At 75.3% G+C, this 19,912-nt stretch carries 14 protein-coding genes; 9 read left to right on the top strand and 5 right to left on the bottom strand.

The features are described 5' to 3' along the window. The first annotated feature begins 270 nt into the window (after positions 1–270). The 9 genes from LUZ64_RS10790 to LUZ64_RS10750 all read left to right on the top strand — a co-directional run bounded on the left by LUZ64_RS10790 (position 271) and on the right by LUZ64_RS10750 (position 11,321). Positions 271–903, top strand: a complete 633-nt coding sequence (locus LUZ64_RS10790) for a flavodoxin family protein (protein ID WP_095582318.1) — start codon at positions 271–273, stop codon at positions 901–903. A 1-nt stretch (position 904) separates the two neighbouring features. Further along, on the top strand, positions 905–2,506 hold the full coding sequence (locus tag LUZ64_RS10785) for a carboxylesterase/lipase family protein (RefSeq protein WP_095582317.1): 1,602 nt from the start codon (positions 905–907) through the stop codon (positions 2,504–2,506). 85 nt (positions 2,507–2,591) lie between these two features. Next, positions 2,592–3,767, top strand: coding sequence for a 3-deoxy-7-phosphoheptulonate synthase (locus tag LUZ64_RS10780; protein ID WP_095582316.1), 1,176 nt, complete (start codon positions 2,592–2,594; stop codon positions 3,765–3,767). 77 nt (positions 3,768–3,844) lie between these two features. After that, positions 3,845–4,615, top strand: coding sequence for a 2,3-dihydro-2,3-dihydroxybenzoate dehydrogenase (locus tag LUZ64_RS10775; protein ID WP_095582315.1), 771 nt, complete (start codon positions 3,845–3,847; stop codon positions 4,613–4,615). 63 nt (positions 4,616–4,678) lie between these two features. Further along, on the top strand, positions 4,679–5,368 hold the full coding sequence (locus tag LUZ64_RS10770; RefSeq protein ID WP_095582314.1) for an isochorismatase family protein: 690 nt from the start codon (positions 4,679–4,681) through the stop codon (positions 5,366–5,368). Next, positions 5,365–7,263, top strand: coding sequence for an anthranilate synthase family protein (locus LUZ64_RS10765; RefSeq protein WP_095582313.1), 1,899 nt, complete (start codon positions 5,365–5,367; stop codon positions 7,261–7,263). The genes LUZ64_RS10770 and LUZ64_RS10765 overlap by 4 nt, the downstream gene beginning before the upstream one ends. A gap of 68 nt (positions 7,264–7,331) precedes the next feature. Beyond that, on the top strand, positions 7,332–8,909 hold the full coding sequence (locus tag LUZ64_RS10760) for a class I adenylate-forming enzyme family protein (protein ID WP_095582312.1): 1,578 nt from the start codon (positions 7,332–7,334) through the stop codon (positions 8,907–8,909). A gap of 200 nt (positions 8,910–9,109) precedes the next feature. After that, a complete protein-coding gene (locus tag LUZ64_RS10755) occupies positions 9,110–10,705 on the top strand; it encodes an FAD-dependent monooxygenase (RefSeq protein ID WP_095583010.1) in 1,596 nt (531 codons plus the stop codon). Positions 10,706–10,838: 133 nt separating this feature from the next. After that, positions 10,839–11,321 carry an RrF2 family transcriptional regulator gene (locus LUZ64_RS10750; RefSeq protein ID WP_095583011.1) on the top strand — a complete coding sequence of 161 codons (483 nt, stop codon included), beginning with the start codon at positions 10,839–10,841 and terminating at the stop codon, positions 11,319–11,321. Positions 11,322–11,367: 46 nt separating this feature from the next. Here LUZ64_RS10750 and LUZ64_RS10745 read toward each other — a convergent pair whose 3' ends face one another. From LUZ64_RS10745 to LUZ64_RS10725, 5 genes are all read right to left on the bottom strand, one after another. Continuing rightward, positions 11,368–12,594, bottom strand: a complete 1,227-nt coding sequence (locus LUZ64_RS10745) for an NAD(P)/FAD-dependent oxidoreductase (RefSeq protein ID WP_095583012.1) — start codon at positions 12,592–12,594, stop codon at positions 11,368–11,370. Continuing rightward, on the bottom strand, positions 12,591–14,234 hold the full coding sequence (locus tag LUZ64_RS10740) for an FAD-dependent oxidoreductase (RefSeq protein WP_232389924.1): 1,644 nt from the start codon (positions 14,232–14,234) through the stop codon (positions 12,591–12,593). Before LUZ64_RS10740 ends, LUZ64_RS10745 begins: the two co-directional genes overlap by 4 nt. 349 nt (positions 14,235–14,583) lie before the next feature. Beyond that, a complete protein-coding gene (locus LUZ64_RS10735) occupies positions 14,584–16,929 on the bottom strand; it encodes a molybdopterin oxidoreductase family protein (protein WP_232389925.1) in 2,346 nt (781 codons plus the stop codon). Then, complete coding sequence (locus LUZ64_RS10730) at positions 16,922–18,265, bottom strand: MFS transporter (RefSeq protein WP_095583013.1); 1,344 nt, start codon at positions 18,263–18,265, stop codon at positions 16,922–16,924. The genes LUZ64_RS10735 and LUZ64_RS10730 overlap by 8 nt, the downstream gene beginning before the upstream one ends. Next, a complete protein-coding gene (locus tag LUZ64_RS10725; RefSeq protein ID WP_095583014.1) occupies positions 18,262–19,785 on the bottom strand; it encodes a nitrosuccinate lyase in 1,524 nt (507 codons plus the stop codon). The genes LUZ64_RS10730 and LUZ64_RS10725 overlap by 4 nt, the downstream gene beginning before the upstream one ends. Positions 19,786–19,912: the final 127 nt, after the last annotated feature.

The raw sequence follows: 19,912 nt of genomic DNA, 5'->3' as shown, positions 1-19,912 counted from the left end.
ACGTCCAGGATCCGAACCAGAGGATGTCCGCCTCCTGAGTAGACGTGCGGAACCCCGCTCCCGTTGCCCGCCGTTCACCCGCGGGCGGACTTGATGGATCAACGTCCTTTTGACGGAGTCCGCCGAACTCCGCCTGCGTCTCTTGGCAGTTTCCCGGGGCCCGAAGCAGCATCTGGTACGTCCGGTCGGCCCGGACCGGCGCCTTCCCCGGATCCCGGGACGCCGTGAGCACGGGCCGCAGCCGCCCGAGCGCCGAGGGGCACTTCTTTCATGATCAAGTTTGCCGTCATCTATTCGTCGTCCACCGGGAACGTCCACCGGCTCGCCGAGGCCGCGGCCGCCGCCGCGGAGAAGGCCGGCGCCGAGGTCCGGCTCCGCAGGGTCGCGGACCTCACCGCGGAGACGATCGTCCCCGGCAACGACGCCTGGACCGCGGCCTGGAACGAGCACACCGCGGCCACCGGCCACATCGCCGAGGCGTCCCTGGACGACCTCGACTGGGCCGACGCGGTCCTGTGGGGCACCCCGGGCCGCTACGGCCTCCCGTCCGGCCCGCTGAAGCAGTTCATCGACACCACGCTCCCGCTGCACAGCAAGCGCGGCCTGCTCAACAAGGTGATGTCGTCCTTCACCTCCACCGCGACCCTGCACGGCGGCCAGGAGAGCACCCTCCTGGCGCTGAACAACGCCTTCTACCACTGGGGCGCCATCGTCGTCCCGCCCGGCGTGGCCGACCCGATCCAGCTCGCGCCCACCAACGGCAACCCGTACGGCGTCAGCAGCGTCTCGCGCAACGAGCCGGGCAACGTCGACGACGACAACCTCGCCGCCATCGCCTATCAGGCGCGCCGCATGGTGGAGATCACCACCGCGCTCCGCCGGGGTCAGGGCGAGGCCGCCTGACATGAGCGCATCCGATCGACGGGCACCCGCGCCGGACGCCGTGGTGGCCCACACCACCGCCGGTACGGTCGCGGGCTCACGGACCGGGCACGGCGGACCCGGGGGAGACGTCGCCGTCTTCCGCGGCGTGCCGTACGCGGCACCGCCGGTGGGCGCGCTCCGCTTCGCCTCGCCCCGGCCGCCGGCGGCCTGGGACGGCGTGCGGGACGCCACCGCCTTCGCCCCGGCGTCCTTCCAGTCGATCGTCCCCGGCCACAGCGAGGACTCGCTGTACGCCAACGTCTGGACGCCGGGCACCACCGGCGCCCGGCCCGTCCTCGTCTACGTCCACGGCGGCGGCTGGGAGCGCGGCGCGGGCAGTCTGCCGAACTACGACGGCGCGCGGCTCGCCGCCCGGGGCGACCTCGTCGTCGTGACCTTCAACTACCGGCTGGGCGCCTTCGGCTTCGGCCTCCACGAGGAGCTCGCCGACCCGCTCACCGGGTCCTGCGCCAACTGGGGGCTCCAGGACCAGGCCGCGCTCGTCCGCTGGGCCCACGACAACGCCGCGGCCTTCGGCGGCGACCCGGACCGGATCGTGCTGTGCGGCACCTCGGCCGGCGGCGCGAGCGTCCGCCAGCTCGCGCTGCTGCCCGAGCTGGGCGGCCTCGTCCACGCGCTCGTCCCCATCAGCGCCTGCCACATATGGGCCCCGGCGAACTCCCTCACGCCCGAGGACTCCCGGACCGTCTACGCACAGCTGGCGAAAGGTTTCGGCACGACCGTGCGGGGCCTGCGCGACGTGCCCGCGGCGGCGCTGCGGGACGCCTGGGAACGGATCTTCTCCGGCCCGCCGGAGACCCGCGCCGTGGACAGCGGACGGGAGTACCGCGGCCCCGTCGTCGACGGCCGCTGGCTGCCCGACCACGATTACAAGCTCCCGTCGCCGTCGCGGCCCTCGCTGGTCGTCCACACCCGCACCGAGGGCTCCTTCTACACCTGCCCCGAACGGCCCACCGCGCCCCCGGCCCCGGCCACCGGCGCCGAGCTGCGGGAAGCCGTCCGGGGTGTCCTCCTCAAGGGCGCCGTACGGGCCGGCGACGCGCTCGTGGACGCCTGCCTCACCGCCTACCGCGAGGCCGCCGCGGCCGAGGGCCTTCCCCAGGACCCGCTGTCCCTGTGGACGGAGATCTGGGGAGACCTCCTCTTCCGGTTCCAGATCCTGCGGCTCGCCGAACGGCACGCCCGCACGGAGACCGCCCCGCAGTACGTCATGGAGTTCGCGCACCCCGTACGCCCGCCCTACCTCGGCACCCCGCACGAGGCCACCTCCAAGTTCCTCTTCGGCACCTACGGCCTGCCGGAGAACGTGGCGGAGTTCGGCGACGGCCCCGCCGAGGCGGCGGTCTCCGACGCCTTCATGGACCTCGTCGCCTCCTTCGCCCGCACCGGCGTCCCCGGCGGCGCGCACACGCCGGACCGGCCCGCGTACACCACCGGCCGGGACAGCACCTTGATCCTCGGCGGCGGCGACGGCGGCGAAGGCGTCCTGAGGGTCGGCGCGACCGTCAAGCGGCGGCAGCTGCGGTTCTGGGACACCGCCGGCGTCGTCCCCCGCCCCTGACCGGCCCGCCCCGGACCCGGGCCGTCCCCGGCGTCCCGGCCGCGCACCCACCGCCCGCACGAGCGACCGTCCAGGAGAGAACCCCGTGAACAACGCTGTGCTCGACGCCCGGCCCGAGACCGCGCTCCAGCAGCCCGACTGGGGCGACGCGGCCGCCCAGGTCGAGCGCGTCCGGCAGGAGCTCGCCTCCCGCCCCGCGCTCGTCCGGGCCGCCGACATCCGCACCCTGCGCGCCCACCTCGCCCACGTGGCGCACGGCGAGTCGCAGGTGGTGCAGGCGGGCGACTGCGCGGAGGACCCGGCGGAGTGCACCTCGGGCTACGTGGCCCGGAAGGCCGGACTCCTGGACGTCCTCGCGGGCGCCATGAAGATGATCACGCACAAGCCGGTGGTGCGGGCGGGCCGGATGGCCGGGCAGTTCGCCAAGCCCCGCTCCCGCCCCACCGAGGTCGTCGGCGGCGCCGAACTGCCCGTCTACCGCGGCCACATGGTGAACAGCCCCGAGCCGCACCCCGAGCGCCGCCGTCCCGACCCGCAGCGCCTCCTCTCCGGCTACCTCGCCGCGGGCGAGGCCATGACCCACCTCGGCTGGCTCCACCCCGCCCGCCGCTCGGGCATCTGCCCGCCCGTGTGGACGAGCCACGAGGCCCTGCTCCTCGACTACGAGGAGCCCATGGTCCGCCGGGACGAGGAGGGCCGGGCCTGGCTGACGTCCACCCACTGGCCCTGGATCGGCGAGCGCACCCGGCAGGTCGACGGCGCCCACGTCGCCCTCCTCGCCGCCGTCGGCAACCCCGTCGCCTGCAAGGTCGGCCCCACCATGGACGCCGGTGAGCTCCTCGCCCTGTGCGAGCGCCTCGACCCGGGCCGGGAGCACGGCCGGCTCACCCTGATCGCCCGCATGGGCGCGACGGCCGTCGCCGACCGGCTGCCGCCGCTCGTCGAGGCGGTACGCGCCGCCGGGCACCCGGTGAGCTGGCTGTCCGACCCCATGCACGGCAACACCGTCACCGCGCCCGACGGGCTCAAGACCCGCCTGGTCGACACCGTCGTCCGCGAGGTCCGCGAGTTCCAGGAAGCCGTCCGCGGGGCCGGCGGCGTCGCCGGTGGCCTGCACCTGGAGACCACCCCCGAGGACGTCACCGAGTGCGTACGGGACGAGTCCGGGCTCGCGCACGTCGGCGACAAGTACACGAGCTTCTGCGACCCCCGGCTCAACCCGGCCCAGGCCCTCCAGGTCGTCTCGGCCTGGCAGGGCTGACCGGCCGCCGCACGCCACGGCACGTACCCGGGGACCACCCGGGCCCCGGACCCCGCATCTAGGGAGAGGAGACACCGATGGAGAACAGGACCGCCCTGGTCACCGGCGCCGCCAGCGGCATCGGCGCGGCCGTCGCCCGCACACTGGGCGAGAAGGGCGTACGCGTCGCCGCCGTCGACCGCGACGCCGAGACGCTCCACGAGACCGTCGGGAAACTGACCGCCGACGGCCTCACGGCCGAGGCCTTCCACTGCGACGTCACCGACGAGCGGCAGGTCGAGGCCACCGTCGCCGAGGTCGAACACCGGCTCGGCCCCCTGGAGTTCCTCGTCAACGCCGCCGGGGTGCTCCGGCTCGGCGAGGTCCGGCACTTCGCCTCCGAGGACTGGGCGGCGGTCTTCGCCGTCAACGTCGACGGGGTCTTCCACCTGTCCCGCGCGGCCGTCCGGCGCATGATCCCGCGCGGCCGGGGCGCCGTAGTGACGGTGGCCTCCAACGCGGCGGGCACCCCCCGCCAGGCGATGGCCGCCTACGCCGCCTCCAAGGCCGCCGCCTCGATGTTCACCAAGTCGCTGGGCCTGGAGGTCGCCCGGCACGGCATCCGCTGCAACGTCGTGGCACCCGGCTCCACGGACACCCCGATGCTCAGCAGCATGTGGAACGAGACGACCACCCCGCGGACGACCATCGAGGGCCGCACCGACACCTTCAAGGTCGGCATCCCGCTGGGCAAGCTGGCCAGCCCCGCCGACATCGCCAACGCCGTCGCCTTCCTCCTCTCCGACCAGGCCGCGCACATCACCATGCACGACCTCACCGTCGACGGCGGCGCCACCCTCGGCGTCTGACGGCGCCCCTCCGCTCCCCCTACTTCCGCAGCGAATCCCAGCGACCCAACACGAGGACGTGTCATGGCGGGCATCCCCCCGATAGAGCCGTACCCGATGCCGACAGCGGGCGAACTGCCCGAGAACACCGCCCGGTGGACCGCCGACCCGGCCCGCGCGGTCCTGCTCCTCCACGACATGCAGCGCTACTTCCTCGCGCCCCTGCCGGACGCGCCGCGCGAGGAACTCGTCGCCAACGCCGCGCTGCTCCGCGAGACCTGCGCGGGCCTGGGCGTACCCGTGGCCTACACCGCGCAGCCCGGCGGCATGAGCGACGCCGACCGCGGCCTGCTGAAGGACTTCTGGGGCCCGGGGATGCGGGTGGACCCGGAGGACCGGCTGGTCGTCGACGAGCTGACGCCCGCGCCCGGCGACTGGGTGTTCACCAAGTGGCGGTACAGCGCCTTCTTCCGCTCCGACCTGCTGGAGCGGATGCGGGCCGCCGGCCGCGACCAGCTGATCGTCTGCGGTGTGTACGCGCACGTGGGCGTCCTGACGACCGCCGTCGAGGCGTTCACCCACGACATACGGACCTTCCTCGCGGCCGACGCCGTGGCCGACTTCTCCGCCGCCCACCACCGGCTCGCGGTGACCTACGCGGCCGAGCGCTGCGCCGTCGTCGCCACCGCGAAGGACCTCGTCACCGACCTCGCGGAGGCCGGGCCGGGCCGGGCCGCGTCCGCCGGGACCGCGCCGACCGGGGCCGGGGCATGAGCGCCGCCGCCGGGCGGGCACAGGCCGGCCCGCTGGACCGCGTACTCGCGGGCGACGCACCCGCGTTCGCCCTGATCCACCGGCCGGACGCGACCGGGCCGGGCAGCCTCGACGTCCTGCTCGGGGACGTCTCCGCGCCGGGGACGCTGGCCGGGATCCCACTGCCCGACGGGCCCGGCGCGGGCCCCGGCCACGAGGTCCTCGCCGTCGTCCCCTACCGGCAGATCGCCGAACGGGGCTTCGCCTGCGCCGACGACGGGACCCCGCTGCTCGCGATGACCGTCACCGACCAGGCCCTCGCCGGCGTGGCCGAGGTCCTCGCCCGGATCCCCGACGTGCCCCTCACCCTCACGGGAGAGCACTTCGACGTCGACGACGACGCGTACGCCCGGACCGTGCGGCGGGTCGTCGCCGAGGAGATCGGCGAGGGCACGGGCGCCAACTTCGTCATCAAGCGGTCCTTCACCGCCGACATCAGCGGCTACTCCCCGGCCCACGCCCTGACGTTCTTCCGTCGGCTGCTGGAGCGCGAGTCGGGCGCGTACTGGACGTTCCTCGTCCACACCGGCGACCGCACCCTCGTCGGCGCGACCCCCGAGCGGCACATCAGCGTCGCGGACGGCCGGGCGGTCATGAACCCGATCAGCGGCACCTACCGCTACCCCGCCGCGGGCCCCAGCCTGCCCGAGGTCATGGACTTCCTCGCCGACCGCAAGGAGACCGACGAGCTGTACATGGTCGTCGACGAGGAACTGAAGATGATGGCCCGGATCTGCACCGGCGGCGGCCGGGTCGTCGGCCCCTACCTCAAGGAGATGGCCCGCCTCGCGCACACCGAGTACCTCATCGAGGGCCGCACCGACCGCGACCCCCGCGAGATCCTCCGCGAGACGATGTTCGCGCCGACCGTCACCGGCAGTCCGCTGGAGAGCGCCTGCCGGGTCATCGACCGCTACGAGGGGACCGGCCGCGGCTACTACAGCGGGGTCCTCGCCCTCATCGGCCGGGACACGGCCGGGAAGCGGGTCCTGGACTCCTCGATCCTCATCCGCACCGCCGACATCGACCGGGACGGCCGGGTGCGGATCGGGGTCGGCGCCACGCTCGTACGCCACTCCGACCCGGACTCCGAGGTCCTGGAGACCCGCGCCAAGGCCGCCGGGCTGATCTCCGCGCTCAAGGACGACGGCGGCGGCCGCTTCGGCCGCCACCCCCGCGTCCGCGCGGCACTCGCCGAGCGGAACACCGGCATCGCCGGGTTCTGGCTGGCACCCGACACCGAGCGGGCCCGCACCGTGCCCGTGCTCGAAGGCCGGCGCGTCCTGGTCGTCGACGCCGAGGACACCTTCACCTCGATGATCGACCACCAACTGCGGTCACTGGGACTGGAGGTGACCGTACGGCGCTTCGACGAGCCGTACTCCTTCGACGGGCACGACCTGATCGTCATGGGCCCCGGCCCCGGCGACCCCCGCGCCGCCGCCCACCCCAAGATCGCCCACCTGGACGCGGCGATCGCCACCCTCCTCGACGAGGGCCGCCCCTTCCTCGCCGTCTGCCTCAGCCACCAGCTGCTCAGCCTCCGGCTCGGCTTCCCCCTGCACCGCCGTGACGTGCCCAACCAGGGCGTCCAGCGCGGGATCGAGCTCTTCGGCAGCCCGGAGCGGGTCGGCTTCTACAACACCTTCGCCGCGCTGAGCCGGGAGGACCGGGCGGCCACCGCGGCCGGCGAGGTGGAGATCAGCCGCGACCCCGCCACCGGCGAGATCCACGCCCTGCGCGGCGCGCACTTCGCCTCCATGCAGTTCCACGCCGAGTCCGTCCTCACCCAGGACGGGCCACGGATCACCGGCGCGCTGCTGGCCGGGCTGCTCACCGGCGCCCCCGTCGGCTGATCCGGAGCGGGACACCCCGCGCCACGCCCCCACGGACCCGAACCTTCCAGAATTCCCAGGAGCAACGCATGCTGCCGATCACCGCCAGCGACACCGGCATCCACATGGGGCTGGTGGCCGAGCGCGCCGCCGCGAAGTACCCCGACACACCGATCACCCTCGACCACGAGATGCCGCTGCTCCCCGGCGCCGGGCCCGAGCTGACCTTCGCCGCCTTCGCGGACCACATCGACGACGTGGCCGCCCGGCTGTGGGCCGCGGGCGTGCGCACCGGCGAGCACGTCGCGCTCTACAAGACGGCCGGCTTCGACATCAACATCCTGTCGTGCGCCGTCTCGCGGATCGGCGCCGTGCCGGTCCAGCTGTCCCCGGGGCTCGACGGCGCGAGCGTGCTGGCACTGCTGGACCGGCTCGGCCAGCCGTACCTGGTGACGGACCTGGCGAAGCTCGACGCCGAGCTGTCCGACCCGACGCTGCCGAACCTGGCCAAGGAGATCTTCGTCGTGGCCGGTGCGCGGGAGGGCACGGTCTCGCTGGCCGACCTCGCCGGCGCGCCCCGCCGGGAGCCCGTCGAGCTGGGCCTCGACGAGCCCGCCCTCATCACCCACACCTCCGGCACCACCGGCCTGCCGAAGCTCCTCGTACACACGCCGCGCACGCTGCACGGCCGCTACCGCCCGCAGGCGAAGCTCTTCGACCTCGTCCGCGAGCACGAGACGGTGGCCCTGCACGTGTCGTACGTGCACTCCCGGATGCCGCTCGCGCTCGCCGTGCTGCTGCCGCGCGGCGTCCCGTTCCTCGTCATGGACGACGCGGACCCGGAGAAGGTCGCGGAGCTCTTCGCCCGCACCCGGCCCGCGTTCGTGGAGTCGGCGCCCAACTCCTTCATGGAGTGGGAGGAGCTCGCGGACGACCCCCGCCGGCCCTTCGCGAACGTGAAGTACTTCAGCAGCACCTTCGACGCGATCCACCCCGGCACGATGCACCGGCTGCTGCACGCCTCCGACCGGCACCACCCGGTCTTCTACCAGATCTACGGGCAGAGCGAGACGGGCCCGCTCGTCGGCCGCTCCTTCACCCGGCAGACGGCCCTCGGCGCGGACGGCCGCTGCCAGGGGTACGCGTTCCCCGGTGACACCAAGTTCCGGCTCGTCGGCCGGGACGGCAAGGCCCCGTCGAAGGAGCACCCCGGCTATATCGAGGTGCAGGCCGCGGGCCGGGTGCTGACGTACTTCGGCGAGGGCGAGCGGTACGCCAAGCAGGTCGACGGCGACGGGTGGTGGCGCGGCATGGACGTCGGCTACCGCACGGAGGAGGGCTGTCTGCACCTCCTCGACCGCGAGGTCGACGTCGTCCCCACGATCCACAGCACCCTGGAGGTCGAGGACGCGGTCCTCGGACGCCTGCCCGAGCTCGCCGAACTCGTCCTCCTGCGCGGCCCGTCGGACGAACCGCTCCCGGTCGTCTGCACCCGCGGTGACGTACCGCTGGACCCGGAGCGGTGGCGGGAGGCGGTGACGGACTTCCCGACGCTGGCGCCGCCGGTTCAGATGCGGCTGGAGGAACTGCCGCGGACGGCGACGATGAAGGTGCAGCGGCTGGAGCTGACGCGGCGCCTGCGGGAGGGCCTGGGCGGGGGCGCGTAGGAGCTTTCCCCGGCCCCGCCCCTGAAATCCGGCCCGTCCGGCGTCTGAGGACACCGCGCTGAGCGCGGAACGGGGGCCCGGGGGCGAAGCTCCCGGTTCGGGAAGGGGCGGGGCGGGGGCAAGGCCCCGCGCGGCGGCGCCCCCACCCGGACCCCCACCCGCACCCGCACCCCGCCCTCAGAACCCGCACAGGAGACCCCATGGACACCCCCGACCCCACCGACACCCAAGTCCTCGTCGTAGGAGCAGGCCCCACAGGCCTGCTCGCCGCCTGCGAGCTGCTCCGCCGCGGCGTCCCCACCCGCATCATCGACCGCGCCCAGGCCCCCATGACCGTCCCCAAGGCCCTCTCCCTCTGGCCGCGCGTCCTCGACATCCTCGAGGACCTCGGCGTCGCCGACGAGGTCCGTGCCGCCTCCGTGCCCATCCGCGCGTTCAGCTACTTCTCCGAGCGCCGCCCCCTGGCGTCGTTCACGTTCGCGGACGACCTCGCCGCCCGGCAGCTGCCGCAGCCGGAGACGGAGCGGATCCTCACCGAGCGGCTGCGCTCGCTGGGCGGGAAGATCGAGCGCGGGGTGCGGCTGCTGGCCCTGGACGACGTGGACTTCTCCGGCCGGATCGAGGCGACCGACGGGGTCACGGCGATCCTGGAGCACGGCGACGGGCAGGGGCCCGTCGAGCGGGTGCGGGCGCCGTTCGTGATCGGCGCCGACGGCGCGGGCAGCTCGGTGCGCGGGCAGCTCGGCATCGGCTTCCAGGGCACCACCTACGAGATGGCGTTCGCGCTGGTCGACGCCCGTATCGACGGGTATCTGCCGAAGGACGAGATCCTCTACTACCAGGCGGCCGGCGGCACCCTGGTGATCGTTCCGCAGCCGGAGGGCGTGCACCGCTTCCTGTCGGTCATGCCGGACGGGGGTGGCGAGGTCAGCGTGCCGATGATGCAGGGGATCCTCGACGAGCGCGGCCCGCGCGGGGTGCGGATCACGGAGCCGGTGTGGCAGACGGTGTTCAGGGTGCATGCGCGGCGGGCCGTGGACTTCCAGCGCGGCCGGGTCTTCCTGATGGGCGACGCGGCGCACGTCCACAGCCCCGCGGGCGGCCAGGGCATGAACAACGGCCTCCAGGACGCGCACAACCTCGCCTGGAAGCTCGCCGCCGTGATCCGCGGCGAGTCCCCGTCCTCGCTGCTCGGCACCTACGGGCAGGAGCGCTCGGAGTCGACGCGGCGGATCGTGCGGGACACCGACATACAGACACGGGCGTGGATGTTCAACGGGCCGCTCCAAGTACGCGCCCGGGACGCGGCGTTCCGCTTCCTGGACCGTACGCACACGGTGTCGCGGTTCTACACGCCGGTGATGGCGGGCCGCCGCCTCGCCTACGAGCCGGAGCGCGACACCCAGCGGCCGGGCGGCCTCACCGCCTGCCGGCTGCGGGGCCGGCTGCCCGGCGGGGCGAAGGTCGGCGGGACGTTCCCGCGCCGGGCCGCGCTCTCGGCCGGGATCTCGGGCCCCGGGGCGGACCCGGGCCGCTGGGTCCTCGCGGTCCGCGAACCCGGAAGGGGCCGGTCCGCCGAATGGCGGGCCGAGATCGGCCACATCGCCGCGCTCCGGCCGCAGTTGCGGGTGCGGTGGATACCGCGCGGCGTGGCGGCGGGGGACGCGTTCTGCGGCCGTCCGGGATATCACCTGATCCGCCCCGACGGTCATATCGCGGCCCACGGCCACCAGGACGACCTCGACCGCCTGGAGGCCGAACTGGACACGGTGCTGCTGCGGCCCGCTGCGGGCTGACGGGCCGCCCGCGGCACCTCCGGCGCTCACTTCGCGCCATGGTCTCCGGGTGCCGGGGCGCCCTCCTATTCAGGTGAATTCGCGTGCCACGCAGTCATTTTGCAGGGCCGATTCTCCCTATAGCATCGCTTTCATGCGAATGAGCGAGGGTGTGGAATGGGCCATGCACACCTGCCTGAACCTGGCCTGGGTCGGGCCGGAGAGAGCGGTCCCCGCGGCCAGGCTCGCCGCGTTCTACGACCTTCCGCCGGCCTATTTGGGAAAACAGCTCCAGGCCCTCGTCCAGGCCGACATCGCGTCCTCCAGCCCGGGGCCCCGGGGCGGTTTCCGGCTCGCCCGCGAGCCGGAGACGATCACGCTCATGGACATCGTGACCGCCATCGAGGGCCCGGAGAAGGCGTTCCGCTGCTCCGAGATCCGCCGCCGGGGCCCGCAGCGCGAGGTCTCCCAGGGAGCCTTCGACCATCCGTGCCACGTGTCGTGGGCCATGCGCGAGGCGGAGCTCGCCTGGCGCCGCCAGCTCGCGGCGAAGACGCTCGCGGACGTACAGAAGACGGTGCTGCGGAGCTCCCCGGGGATCCCGGAGCGGACGCGCCGGTGGTTCGCGGACCACTGAGCCCAGGGGCCCCGTGGTCCGCGTCCGGCGGAGCGGCCGACGCCGCTCAGGGCTTCCAGGCCAGCATCTGGTCCACCGGGGCCGGGAGTTCGCGGTTCAGCAGCGATCGCAGCAGCGGGTACGGCTTCGCGTCACCCGCCAGCACCCCGCCCAGCAGGGTCCGCCCGTCCTCCGCCAGGACCAGCTTCGCGTAGGTGCCCGCGGCCGGGTCGGCCTGGACGTACTCGATGGCGCCGGGCGTCGTGGCGTGGGCGTCACCGATGCTCGCGACGTCGACGCCGAGCAGCTTGAGCTTGGTGGACATGTCGGCGCCGTCGAAGACGGAGCCGGCCGCGTCGTCGCCGTCGAGGAGCTGCTCCACGACGACCTTGGCCATCTGATAGCCGGGGGTCGCGAGGCCGTAGCAGCGGCCCTCGACCGCGGCGCACTCGCCGACGGCCCAGACGCGGTCGTCCTCGGTGCGCAGACGGTTGTCGACGAGGAAGCCGCCGCGCTCGGCGCGGCGGAGGCCGGCCTGCTCGGCGAGGTCGTCGCGGGGGCGGATGCCGGCGGAGAAGACCACCAGGTCCGTCTCCAGAAGGGTGCCGTCGGCCAGCCGGACGCCGGACACCGAGCCGTCCGGGCCCGCTTCCACGGCCTCCGTGACGGCCGAGCAGTGGACCTCCACGCCGAGTTCCCTGATCATGCGCGCCAGGATGTCGCCGCCGCCCTGGTCCAGCTGAACGGCCATCAGGCGCGGGGCCATCTCGACCACGTGCGCCTTCATCCCCAGCTTGCGCAGCGCGCCGGCCGCCTCCAGGCCGAGCAGGCCGCCGCCGATGACGACGCCGGGCCGGCCCTCGGAGCCCTCGGCGGCCGCGCGTATCGCGTCCAGGTCGTCGAGGGTGCGGTAGACGAAGCAGCCGGGCAGGTCGTGGCCCGGGACGGGCGGGACGAACGGCCGGGAGCCGGTGGCCAGGACCAGCGCGTCGTAGGGGACGGCCGTGCCGTCGGCGGTCTTCACCGTGCGGGAGTCCCGGTCGATCGCGGCGACGGGTGTGGAGAGGCGCAGGTCGAGGCGCGGGTCGTCGAGGAAGTCGGGGCGGGCCAGGGTCAGCGCGGCGGCGGCCCGGCCGCCCAGGTAGGTGGAGAGGGCCACGCGGTTGTACGCGGGCCGGCTCTCCTCCGCGAGGACGGTCACGCGCCATTCGCCGGCGGTGTCGCGGGCGAGGACGTCGGTGGCCACGCGGTGGCCGATCATGCCGTGGCCGACGATGACAAGGGTGCGGGTCATGGAGTGCGTACCTCGGTGCAGAGCGCTCTTACGGTCGGGGTGCAGGATCCGCAACCGGTGGTGGCGCGGGTGGCGGTGGCGAGGGCGGGCAGGTCTCGGGCGCCGGCGCGTATCGCGGCGGTCAGCGCGGCTTTTGTGACGTTGTTGCACCGGCAGACTACGGCTTCGTCCGGGAGTTCGACAGGGCCCGCTTCGGCGGGCGCGGTGCCGAGCAGCAGCGCGAGCCGGTCCGCGGGGACGGGCAGGCCGTGGTCGTGGAGCTGGGTGACGGCCGCGATGGCGCGCGGCAGGCCGACCAGTGTCGCGGAAGTCAACATTCCGTTACGGAGCGAGAGTTCCGCGAAGCGGCCGCGCGCGGGGTCCGAGAACGCCACCCGCTGGTCGTCCTCGTGCGCCCGGCCCATGGTGACGAGGTCCAGGCCCGGCACCCGCGGCCGGACCACGTACCGCGTCCCCCGGTAGCGGCCCCGGCCGGTGGCCAGGAGCCCGGCCAGCGCCTCGGCCTGGTCCCAGGCGTTGGCGTGGGTGCCCGGCGCGGCCCCGGGGTGCTCGGCGCAGTCGCCGAGGGCGCGCACGTACGGGTCGCTGGTGCGCAGCGCGTCGTCGACGACCACGCCCGTGCGCACCGTGAGCCCGGCCGCGCGGGCCAGTGCGGTGTCCGGTGTCACCCCGGCGCACTGCAGAACCGTGTCCGCGTCCAGCAGCCGGCCGTCCCGCAGCCGCAGCTTGCCGTGCTCGCGCCCGGTGATCTCGGCGTCCGGCTCCGCCTCCACGCCGAGCCGGGCGAGCCGGGCCGCCAGCAGCCGCCCGGCCGCCGCGGGCAGCCGGTCCGCCATCGGGTACGGGCCCGGGTGCGCCAGCGTGACCCGGCGCCCCGCGCGCCGCAGCGCCGCCGCCGTCTCCACGCCGAGCACGCCGCCGCCCACCACCGTCACATGCCCGGGCCCGAGCCGCGCGCAGTCGTCGAGCGTCCGCAGCACGCCCGCCCCCTCCAGCGGCTCCCGCGGCCGCGCCCCCGTCGCGAGGACGAGCGTCGCGTACGCGTACTCCCCGCCGTCGTCCGTCCGCACCACCCGCCGCCACCGGTCGACGGCGACGGCCGTCGTGCCCGTACGCACCACCGTGCCCTCGGGGAGCGGCGGCAGGACCAGGTCGGCGGGGCAGAGCCCGCCGCCGAGCACGGAGGTGAGGAGCGGCCGGTGGTAGGCGGGCCCGGGTTCGGCGCCCAGCAGGGTCACGGGCCCGGGGTGACCGAGCTCGTGGAGCCGCTGTACGAGGCGGTGGGCGGCGGTCCCGCCGCCGATGACGAGGATGCCGGTGCGGGCGCCGGGACAGGTGCCGTGACGGGCCCGGGGCCCGGGCGCGCCGGGGTGTTCCCGGGCGGGTGTGGTCGCGGTCGCCGCGGGGTTCCGGGCAGTGCCGGGCCCGGTGGGGCCCGCGGCCCGCGGGCCGTTGCGGGGGCCGGTGACCGCCCCGGCGTCCCGAAGGGCACCGGGGCCCGGGGCCCGGGCGGCCGCTGGGACGCCGGCCCGTCCCGCGGCCTCCCCGGTGCCGACCGGTCCCGCGGCCTCGGCCTGCTGGACGCGGGCCCGGCCTGTGACAGGCGTGGCCGCGTGGCTTCCCGGGCACGTGGCTTCCACGGCCGTTCGGGCGCCGCCCGGCACAGGGGGCGTCGGGTCCCGCCGGGGGCCTTCCGGGCCTGCGGATTCCGCGGTCGCCCGGCTGCCGCTCGGCCCCGGAGCATCTGCGGCCTGCCCGGGGCTTTCGGGGCCTGTGGTCCCCGGAGCGTCCCGGGCGCCGCCCGGTCCCGTCGTCGCCGCGGTCTCCCGGGCGCCGCCCGGTCCCGTGGTCCCCACCGCCGCTCCGGCCTCGCCGGAGTCCGTCGGCCGCGTCGTGTCCCTCATGCCGTCCCGCACGGCGGCGCCTCCCTCGTACCTGTCGTCGCGCCGCCGTCACGGGCGGCGACGGCGGCCGGGGCCGCCCGTGACGTCACGGCGTGCCGATCGGCTCTACGCGGACCGCGCACACCTTGAATTCCGGCATCCCGCTGCGCGGGTCCAGCGCGTCGTTCGTCAGCAGGTTGGCCCGGCCCTCGGCCGGGAAGTGGAACGGCAGGAACACCGTGTCCGTGCGCAGCGTCCCCACCAGCCGTACGCGCGCGAGCGTGCTGCCCCGCGCCGAGCTGATCCGGGCCGTCGCGCCCTCGTCCAGACCCGCCCGGCGCGCGGTGTCGGGATGGATCTCCACATACGCCTCCGGGGCCGCCGCGGTCAGTTCGGGCACCCGGCGCGTCTGCGCCCCCGACTGGTAGTGGGCGGGCGACCGCCCGGTCGTGGCGTACAGCGGGAAGCGCCCGCCGGGGTTCTCGGCCGGGTCGCGGTGCTCGACGGCGGCGAAGCGGGCCCGCCCGTCGGGGTGCGCGAAGCGGTCGAGGAACAGCCGCGGTGTGCCCGGGTGTTCCTCGTCGGGGCACGGCCAGTGCAGCGCCTCCCCGGCGTCCAGCCGCTCGTAGCTGATCCCCGCGTAGTCGGCGCGGCCGCCGCGCGAGGCGCGCCGCAGCTCCTCGAAGGCGGCCCGGGGCGCGGTGGGGAATCGATCCTCCGGCTGTCCCAGCCGTACCGCGAGCCCCTGGAGCACCTCCAGGTCGGTGCGCACCCCGGCCGGCGGGCGGAGCGCCCGGCGCCGCCGCAGCACCCGCCCCTCCAGGTTCGTCATCGTCCCTTCCTCCTCGGCCCACTGGGTGACCGGCAGGACGACGTCGGCCATGCGCGCCGTCTCGGACGGCACGAAGTCCGCGACCACCAGGAGGTCCAGGGCGGCCAGCCGCTCGCTCACATGCCCCGCGCGCGGGGCCGAGACGGCCGGGTTCGACCCGAAGACCAGCAGCGCCTTCGGCCCGTCCGCGGTGCCGAGCGCGTCCAGCAGCTCGTACGCGCCGCGCCCGGGGCCCGGCAGGGAGTCCGCCGGTACGCCCCAGACGCCCGCGACGTGCGCGCGCGCCGCCGGGTCGGCGATCATCCGGTAGCCGGGCAGCTGGTCGGCCTTCTGGCCGTGCTCGCGGCCGCCCTGGCCGTTGCCCTGCCCGGTCAGACAGCCGTAACCGGAACCCGCCCGGCCGGGCAGCCCCAGCGCCAGCGCGAGGTTGACGAACGCGGCGGCCGTGTCGGTGCCCTTGCTGTGCTGCTCGGCGCCGCGCCCGGTCAGGACGTACGCCCGCTCGGCGCCGGCCAGCAGCGTGACGGCCTCCCGCAGCGCGGTGACCGGCACCCCGGTGACCCGCTCGACGCGCTCCGGCCACCAGGCCATCGCCCGCTGCCGGGCCGCCTCGAAGCCCGCCGTGCGCCCGGCCACGTACGCGGTGTCCACCAGCCCCTCGGCGACGGCCAGGTGCAGCAGGCCCAGGGCCAGCGCGAGGTCGGTGCCGGGGGCGTTCTGCAGGTGCAGGGCGGCGCGCTCGGCGGTGGCGGTGCGGCGCGGGTCGACGACCACGAGGGCGGCCCGGCCGAGGTGCCGCATCAGGGGCGGCATGGTGTCGGCGGGGTTGGCGCCCGCCAGCAGGATCACATCGGCGTCGCCGAGGTCCGTGACGGGGAACGGCAGCCCCCGGTCGACGCCGAACGCGGCGTTCCCGGCCGTGGCGGCGGAGGACATGCAGAAGCGGCCGTTGTAGTCGATCTGGCTGGTGCCGAGCGCGACGCGGGCGAACTTCCCCAGCAGGTACGCCTTCTCGTTGGTCAGCCCGCCGCCGCCGAACACGCCCACGGCGTCGGGCCCGTGGGCGTCCCGCAGCGCGCGGAGCCGGTTCGCGATCAGGTCGAGCGCGGTGTCCCAGTCCGCCGGTACGAGCGCCCCGGCGGCGTCCCGCACCAGCGGCGTCGTCAGCCGGTCGGACGCGGTGAGCACCGCGGGCGCGGTCCAGCCCTTCTGGCACAACCCGCCCTGGTTGACGGGGAAGTCGGGCGAGGGCCGCACCACCGCGCCCGCCCCCGCGTCGCGGGCCGTGAGCCGGGTGCCGCACTGGAGCGCGCAGTAGGGGCAGTGGGTGGGGACTTCGGGCGCGGCGGGCGCGACGGACGCGGCGGGGGGTACGGGCGCGGGCGCGGTGCCGGCGTCGGAGCGCGGGGCCCCGGAGCCGCCGGCGGCTCCGGGGCCGTGCCCGTACCCCGGACGGGTCCCGGCTCCGGGCCGGGGCGCGGCCCCGGTCCCGGGGTCGCTTGAGGCACCGGCCCCGGCGTCCGCGCGGAACCCGGAGGCTGCCGGCGGCCCCGCCCCGGCCGTCGGTCCGCCGCCCTCGCCCGGGGCCCCCGCCCCGGGCCCCGCGGAAGCCCTACGCACGGGACGCCTCCAGGGCCGAGGACGCCTCCGCGCGTTCCCGGCGGAGGTACACCGTCCAGGTGACCACCGCGCAGCCCGCGTAGAAGACGAGGAAGGCCCAGAACGCCGGTACGCCCGAACCGCCGCCGGACGCGCCGCCGTAGGCCGCGCGGAAGGCGAGGTTGATCGCGACGCCGCCGAGCGCGCCCACCGCGCCCGCGATCCCGATCACCGCGCCCGAGAGCCGCCGCGCCCCCGCGAGGCCCGTGCCGGAGCTCAGCGCCCGCTGGGCGAAGACGGCCGGGATCATCTTGTACGTGGAGCCGTTGCCGATCCCGCTGAGCACGAACAGGCCGGTGAACCCCGCCACGAACAGCCCGAACGAGCCGGCGTCGGAGGCGAGCAGCAGCACGGCCGTGCCCGCGCCCATCCCGGCGAAGCTCCACAGCGTCACCCGCGCCCCGCCCCAGCGGTCGGCCAGCCGGCCGCCCGAGGGCCGGGCCACCGAGCCGAGCAGCGGTCCGAGGAAGGTGTACGAGGCGGCCTCCAGCGGGGTGGAGGCGAACTGGTTCTGGAGCACCAGGCCGAAGGCGAACCCGTAGCCGATGAACGACCCGAACGTGCCGATGTAGAGCAGCGAGATCCACCAGGTGTGGGCGTGCCGCAGGGCCTCCCGCTGGGCGCCCGGCTCGGTGCGCACCGCCTCCAGGTTGTCCATCCGGAGGGCGGCCAGCAGTGACACCAGCACGATCAGCGGCAGGTAGAGCGAGGCGACGTACGCGGGATGCGTGTCACCGGCCGTGGCGATGACGAGCAGGCCGAGGAGCTGGACGGCCGCGACGCCGAGGTTGCCGCCGCCCGCGTTGAGGCCGAGCGCCCAGCCCTGTCGGCGCTGGGGGTAGAAGCTCGTGATGTTGGTCATCGAGGAGGCGAAGTTCCCGCCGCCCACGCCCGCCGTCGCCGCGACGAGGAGGAAGACCCACAGGGGTGTGCCCGGCCTGTGGACGAAGTACGCGGCGAGGGAGGCCGGAACGAGCAGCACCGCCGTGGCGAACACCGTCCAGTTGCGGCCGCCGAAGCGGGTGACCGCGTAGCTGTAGGGCAGTCGCAGCAGCGCGCCGACCAGGGTCGGGATGACCACCAGCAGGAACTTCTCGCCGGGGCCGAAACCGAGGCCGATGGCCGGTGACATGAAGAGCACCAGGACCGACCACATGCTCCACACGGAGAAGCCGATGTGCTCGGAGACGACGGACAGGACGAGGTTGCGGCGGGCGACGCGCTTGCCCTCGCGCTCCCAGAACTCCGCGTCCTCGGGCTCCCAGTGGCTGATCCACTTCGAGGTGCGCGTGGTCATGGCCGCAGTGCCCGGTCGGTCAGGGCGGCCGCGGCGCCGGTGTGGTCGGCGGGGTCGCACAGGGCCGCCAGCTCGTCCTCGGTGTAACGGCCCTTGAGCTCCGGGGTGTCGGCGAGCACCGTGTGGAGCGGTCTGCCGGACCGGTCGGCCTCCGTGGAGGCGGCCGTCAGCAGCGCCTTCGCGGTGACCTTGCCGAGGTGCGGGGCGAGCTCGGCCGCCAGCCGCTCGGAGACGATCCGGGCGCCGGTGAGCGCGAGGTTCTCGCGCATCCGGCCGGCGTGGACGGTCAGGCCCTCGGCCAGCTCGACGGCGGTGTGGGCGGCGCCCCCGGTCAGGCGCAGCGCCTCGCGGAGGAACTGCCACTCGGCCTGCCAGACGCCCGCCGCGCGCTCGTCCTCGCTCAGCAGGCTCTGGGTGAGCCCGGCGGCCAGGTGCGGGACCTGGAGGGCCGCGCTGCGGACCAGCGTGGCGAGGACGGGGTTCTGCTTCTGCGGCATGGCGGACGAGGCGCCCCGGCCGGCGGTGGCGGGCTCGGCGAGTTCGGCGATCTCGGTGCGGGTGAGCGTCAGCACATCCGTGGCGATCTTGCCGAGGGCGCCGGTCGTGAAGGAGAGGACGGCCGCCAGGTCGGCGAGCGGGGTGCGCAGGGTGTGCCAGGGGAGCGCGGGGCGGGCGAGACCGGTCTCGTCGGCGTACGCGGCGGAGAGCCGGCCGGCGTAGCCGGGGTCGTCGGTGCCTTCGAGACGGGCGTACGCGAGGTACCCGGCGAGGGTCCCGGCGGCGCCGCCCAGGGAGACCGGCAGATGGCGCCGTACGTGCTCGACGCGGCGGCCCGCGTCGAGCACCAGCTGCCGCCAGCCCGCCGCCTTGAGCCCGAAGGTGGTGGGCACCGCGTGCAGGCCGAGCGTCCGCCCGGCCATCAGCGTGTCGCGGTGCCGGTCGGCGAGGTGCGCGAGGGCCCTGGCGATACGGGTGAGGTCGGCGCGCAGCGGGCCCAGGGCGCGGTGGGCGACGAGCATGGTGGCGGTGTCGAGGATGTCCTGGCTGGTGGAGCCGCGGTGGACGTACTCGGCCGCCTGCGGGTCCTGCGCGGCGACGCGCAGGGTGAGCGCCTTGACGAGGCCGACGACCGGGTTGGCGGTCTCACGGGCCGCGAGGGCGAGGGCGCGCGGGTCGAAGAGGTCCGCGCGGGCGGCCCGGGTGACGGACTCCGCCGCCGTGCCGGGCACGGTGCCCAGCCGGGCCTGTGCCCGGGCCAGGGCGGCCTCGGCGTCGAGCATGGCCTGGAGCCACGCCCGGTCGCCGGTCGCGTCCTCGGCGGGCGTGCCCGCCCGCACGGGGGAGAGGAGCCCGCTGTCGGTGAGCGGGTCCACGGGTTCCGCCGGGGCGGCGGGCTCCGCGGGGCCCGCCGCCCCCAGGGGTGCCACGGGCGCGGCACCGGCGGCGAGGGGCTCGGGGGTGTTCCCGGTGCCCCCGCCGGCCCCGGTGTCCGCTCCTGTGCCGGGTACCGGGCCGGTCATACGATCACGCCCGTCAGTTCCGCGTCGGCGACCTCGCGGCGCAGGGCGGGGGGTACGTGGGCGACGGGTGGGAGGGTGAGGACGGCGCGGGCGATGGCGTCGGAGTCGCCGAGGGTGACGGAGTCGA

Source organism: Streptomyces albireticuli, from assembly GCF_021228125.1.
In the GTDB taxonomy this organism is placed as follows: domain Bacteria; phylum Actinomycetota; class Actinomycetes; order Streptomycetales; family Streptomycetaceae; genus Streptomyces; species Streptomyces albireticuli.
The sequence above is the reverse complement of the archived record's forward strand: the minus strand, read 5'-3'. Positions and strand labels throughout refer to the sequence as shown.

Bases quoted from the DNA above. Each gene is read 5' to 3' on its own strand.
- LUZ64_RS10725 (WP_095583014.1), bottom strand. From the start codon at position 19,785: ATGACCGGCCCGGTACCCGGCACAGGAGCGGACACCGGGGCCGGCGGG.
- LUZ64_RS10790 (WP_095582318.1), top strand. From the start codon at position 271: ATGATCAAGTTTGCCGTCATCTATTCGTCGTCCACCGGGAACGTCCAC.
- LUZ64_RS10730 (WP_095583013.1), bottom strand. From the start codon at position 18,265: ATGACCACGCGCACCTCGAAGTGGATCAGCCACTGGGAGCCCGAGGAC.
- LUZ64_RS10775 (WP_095582315.1), top strand. From the start codon at position 3,845: ATGGAGAACAGGACCGCCCTGGTCACCGGCGCCGCCAGCGGCATCGGC.
- LUZ64_RS10750 (WP_095583011.1), top strand. From the start codon at position 10,839: ATGCGAATGAGCGAGGGTGTGGAATGGGCCATGCACACCTGCCTGAAC.
- LUZ64_RS10785 (WP_095582317.1), top strand. From the start codon at position 905: ATGAGCGCATCCGATCGACGGGCACCCGCGCCGGACGCCGTGGTGGCC.
- LUZ64_RS10770 (WP_095582314.1), top strand. From the start codon at position 4,679: ATGGCGGGCATCCCCCCGATAGAGCCGTACCCGATGCCGACAGCGGGC.
- LUZ64_RS10760 (WP_095582312.1), top strand. From the start codon at position 7,332: ATGCTGCCGATCACCGCCAGCGACACCGGCATCCACATGGGGCTGGTG.
- LUZ64_RS10765 (WP_095582313.1), top strand. From the start codon at position 5,365: ATGAGCGCCGCCGCCGGGCGGGCACAGGCCGGCCCGCTGGACCGCGTA.
- LUZ64_RS10755 (WP_095583010.1), top strand. From the start codon at position 9,110: ATGGACACCCCCGACCCCACCGACACCCAAGTCCTCGTCGTAGGAGCA.
- LUZ64_RS10745 (WP_095583012.1), bottom strand. From the start codon at position 12,594: ATGACCCGCACCCTTGTCATCGTCGGCCACGGCATGATCGGCCACCGC.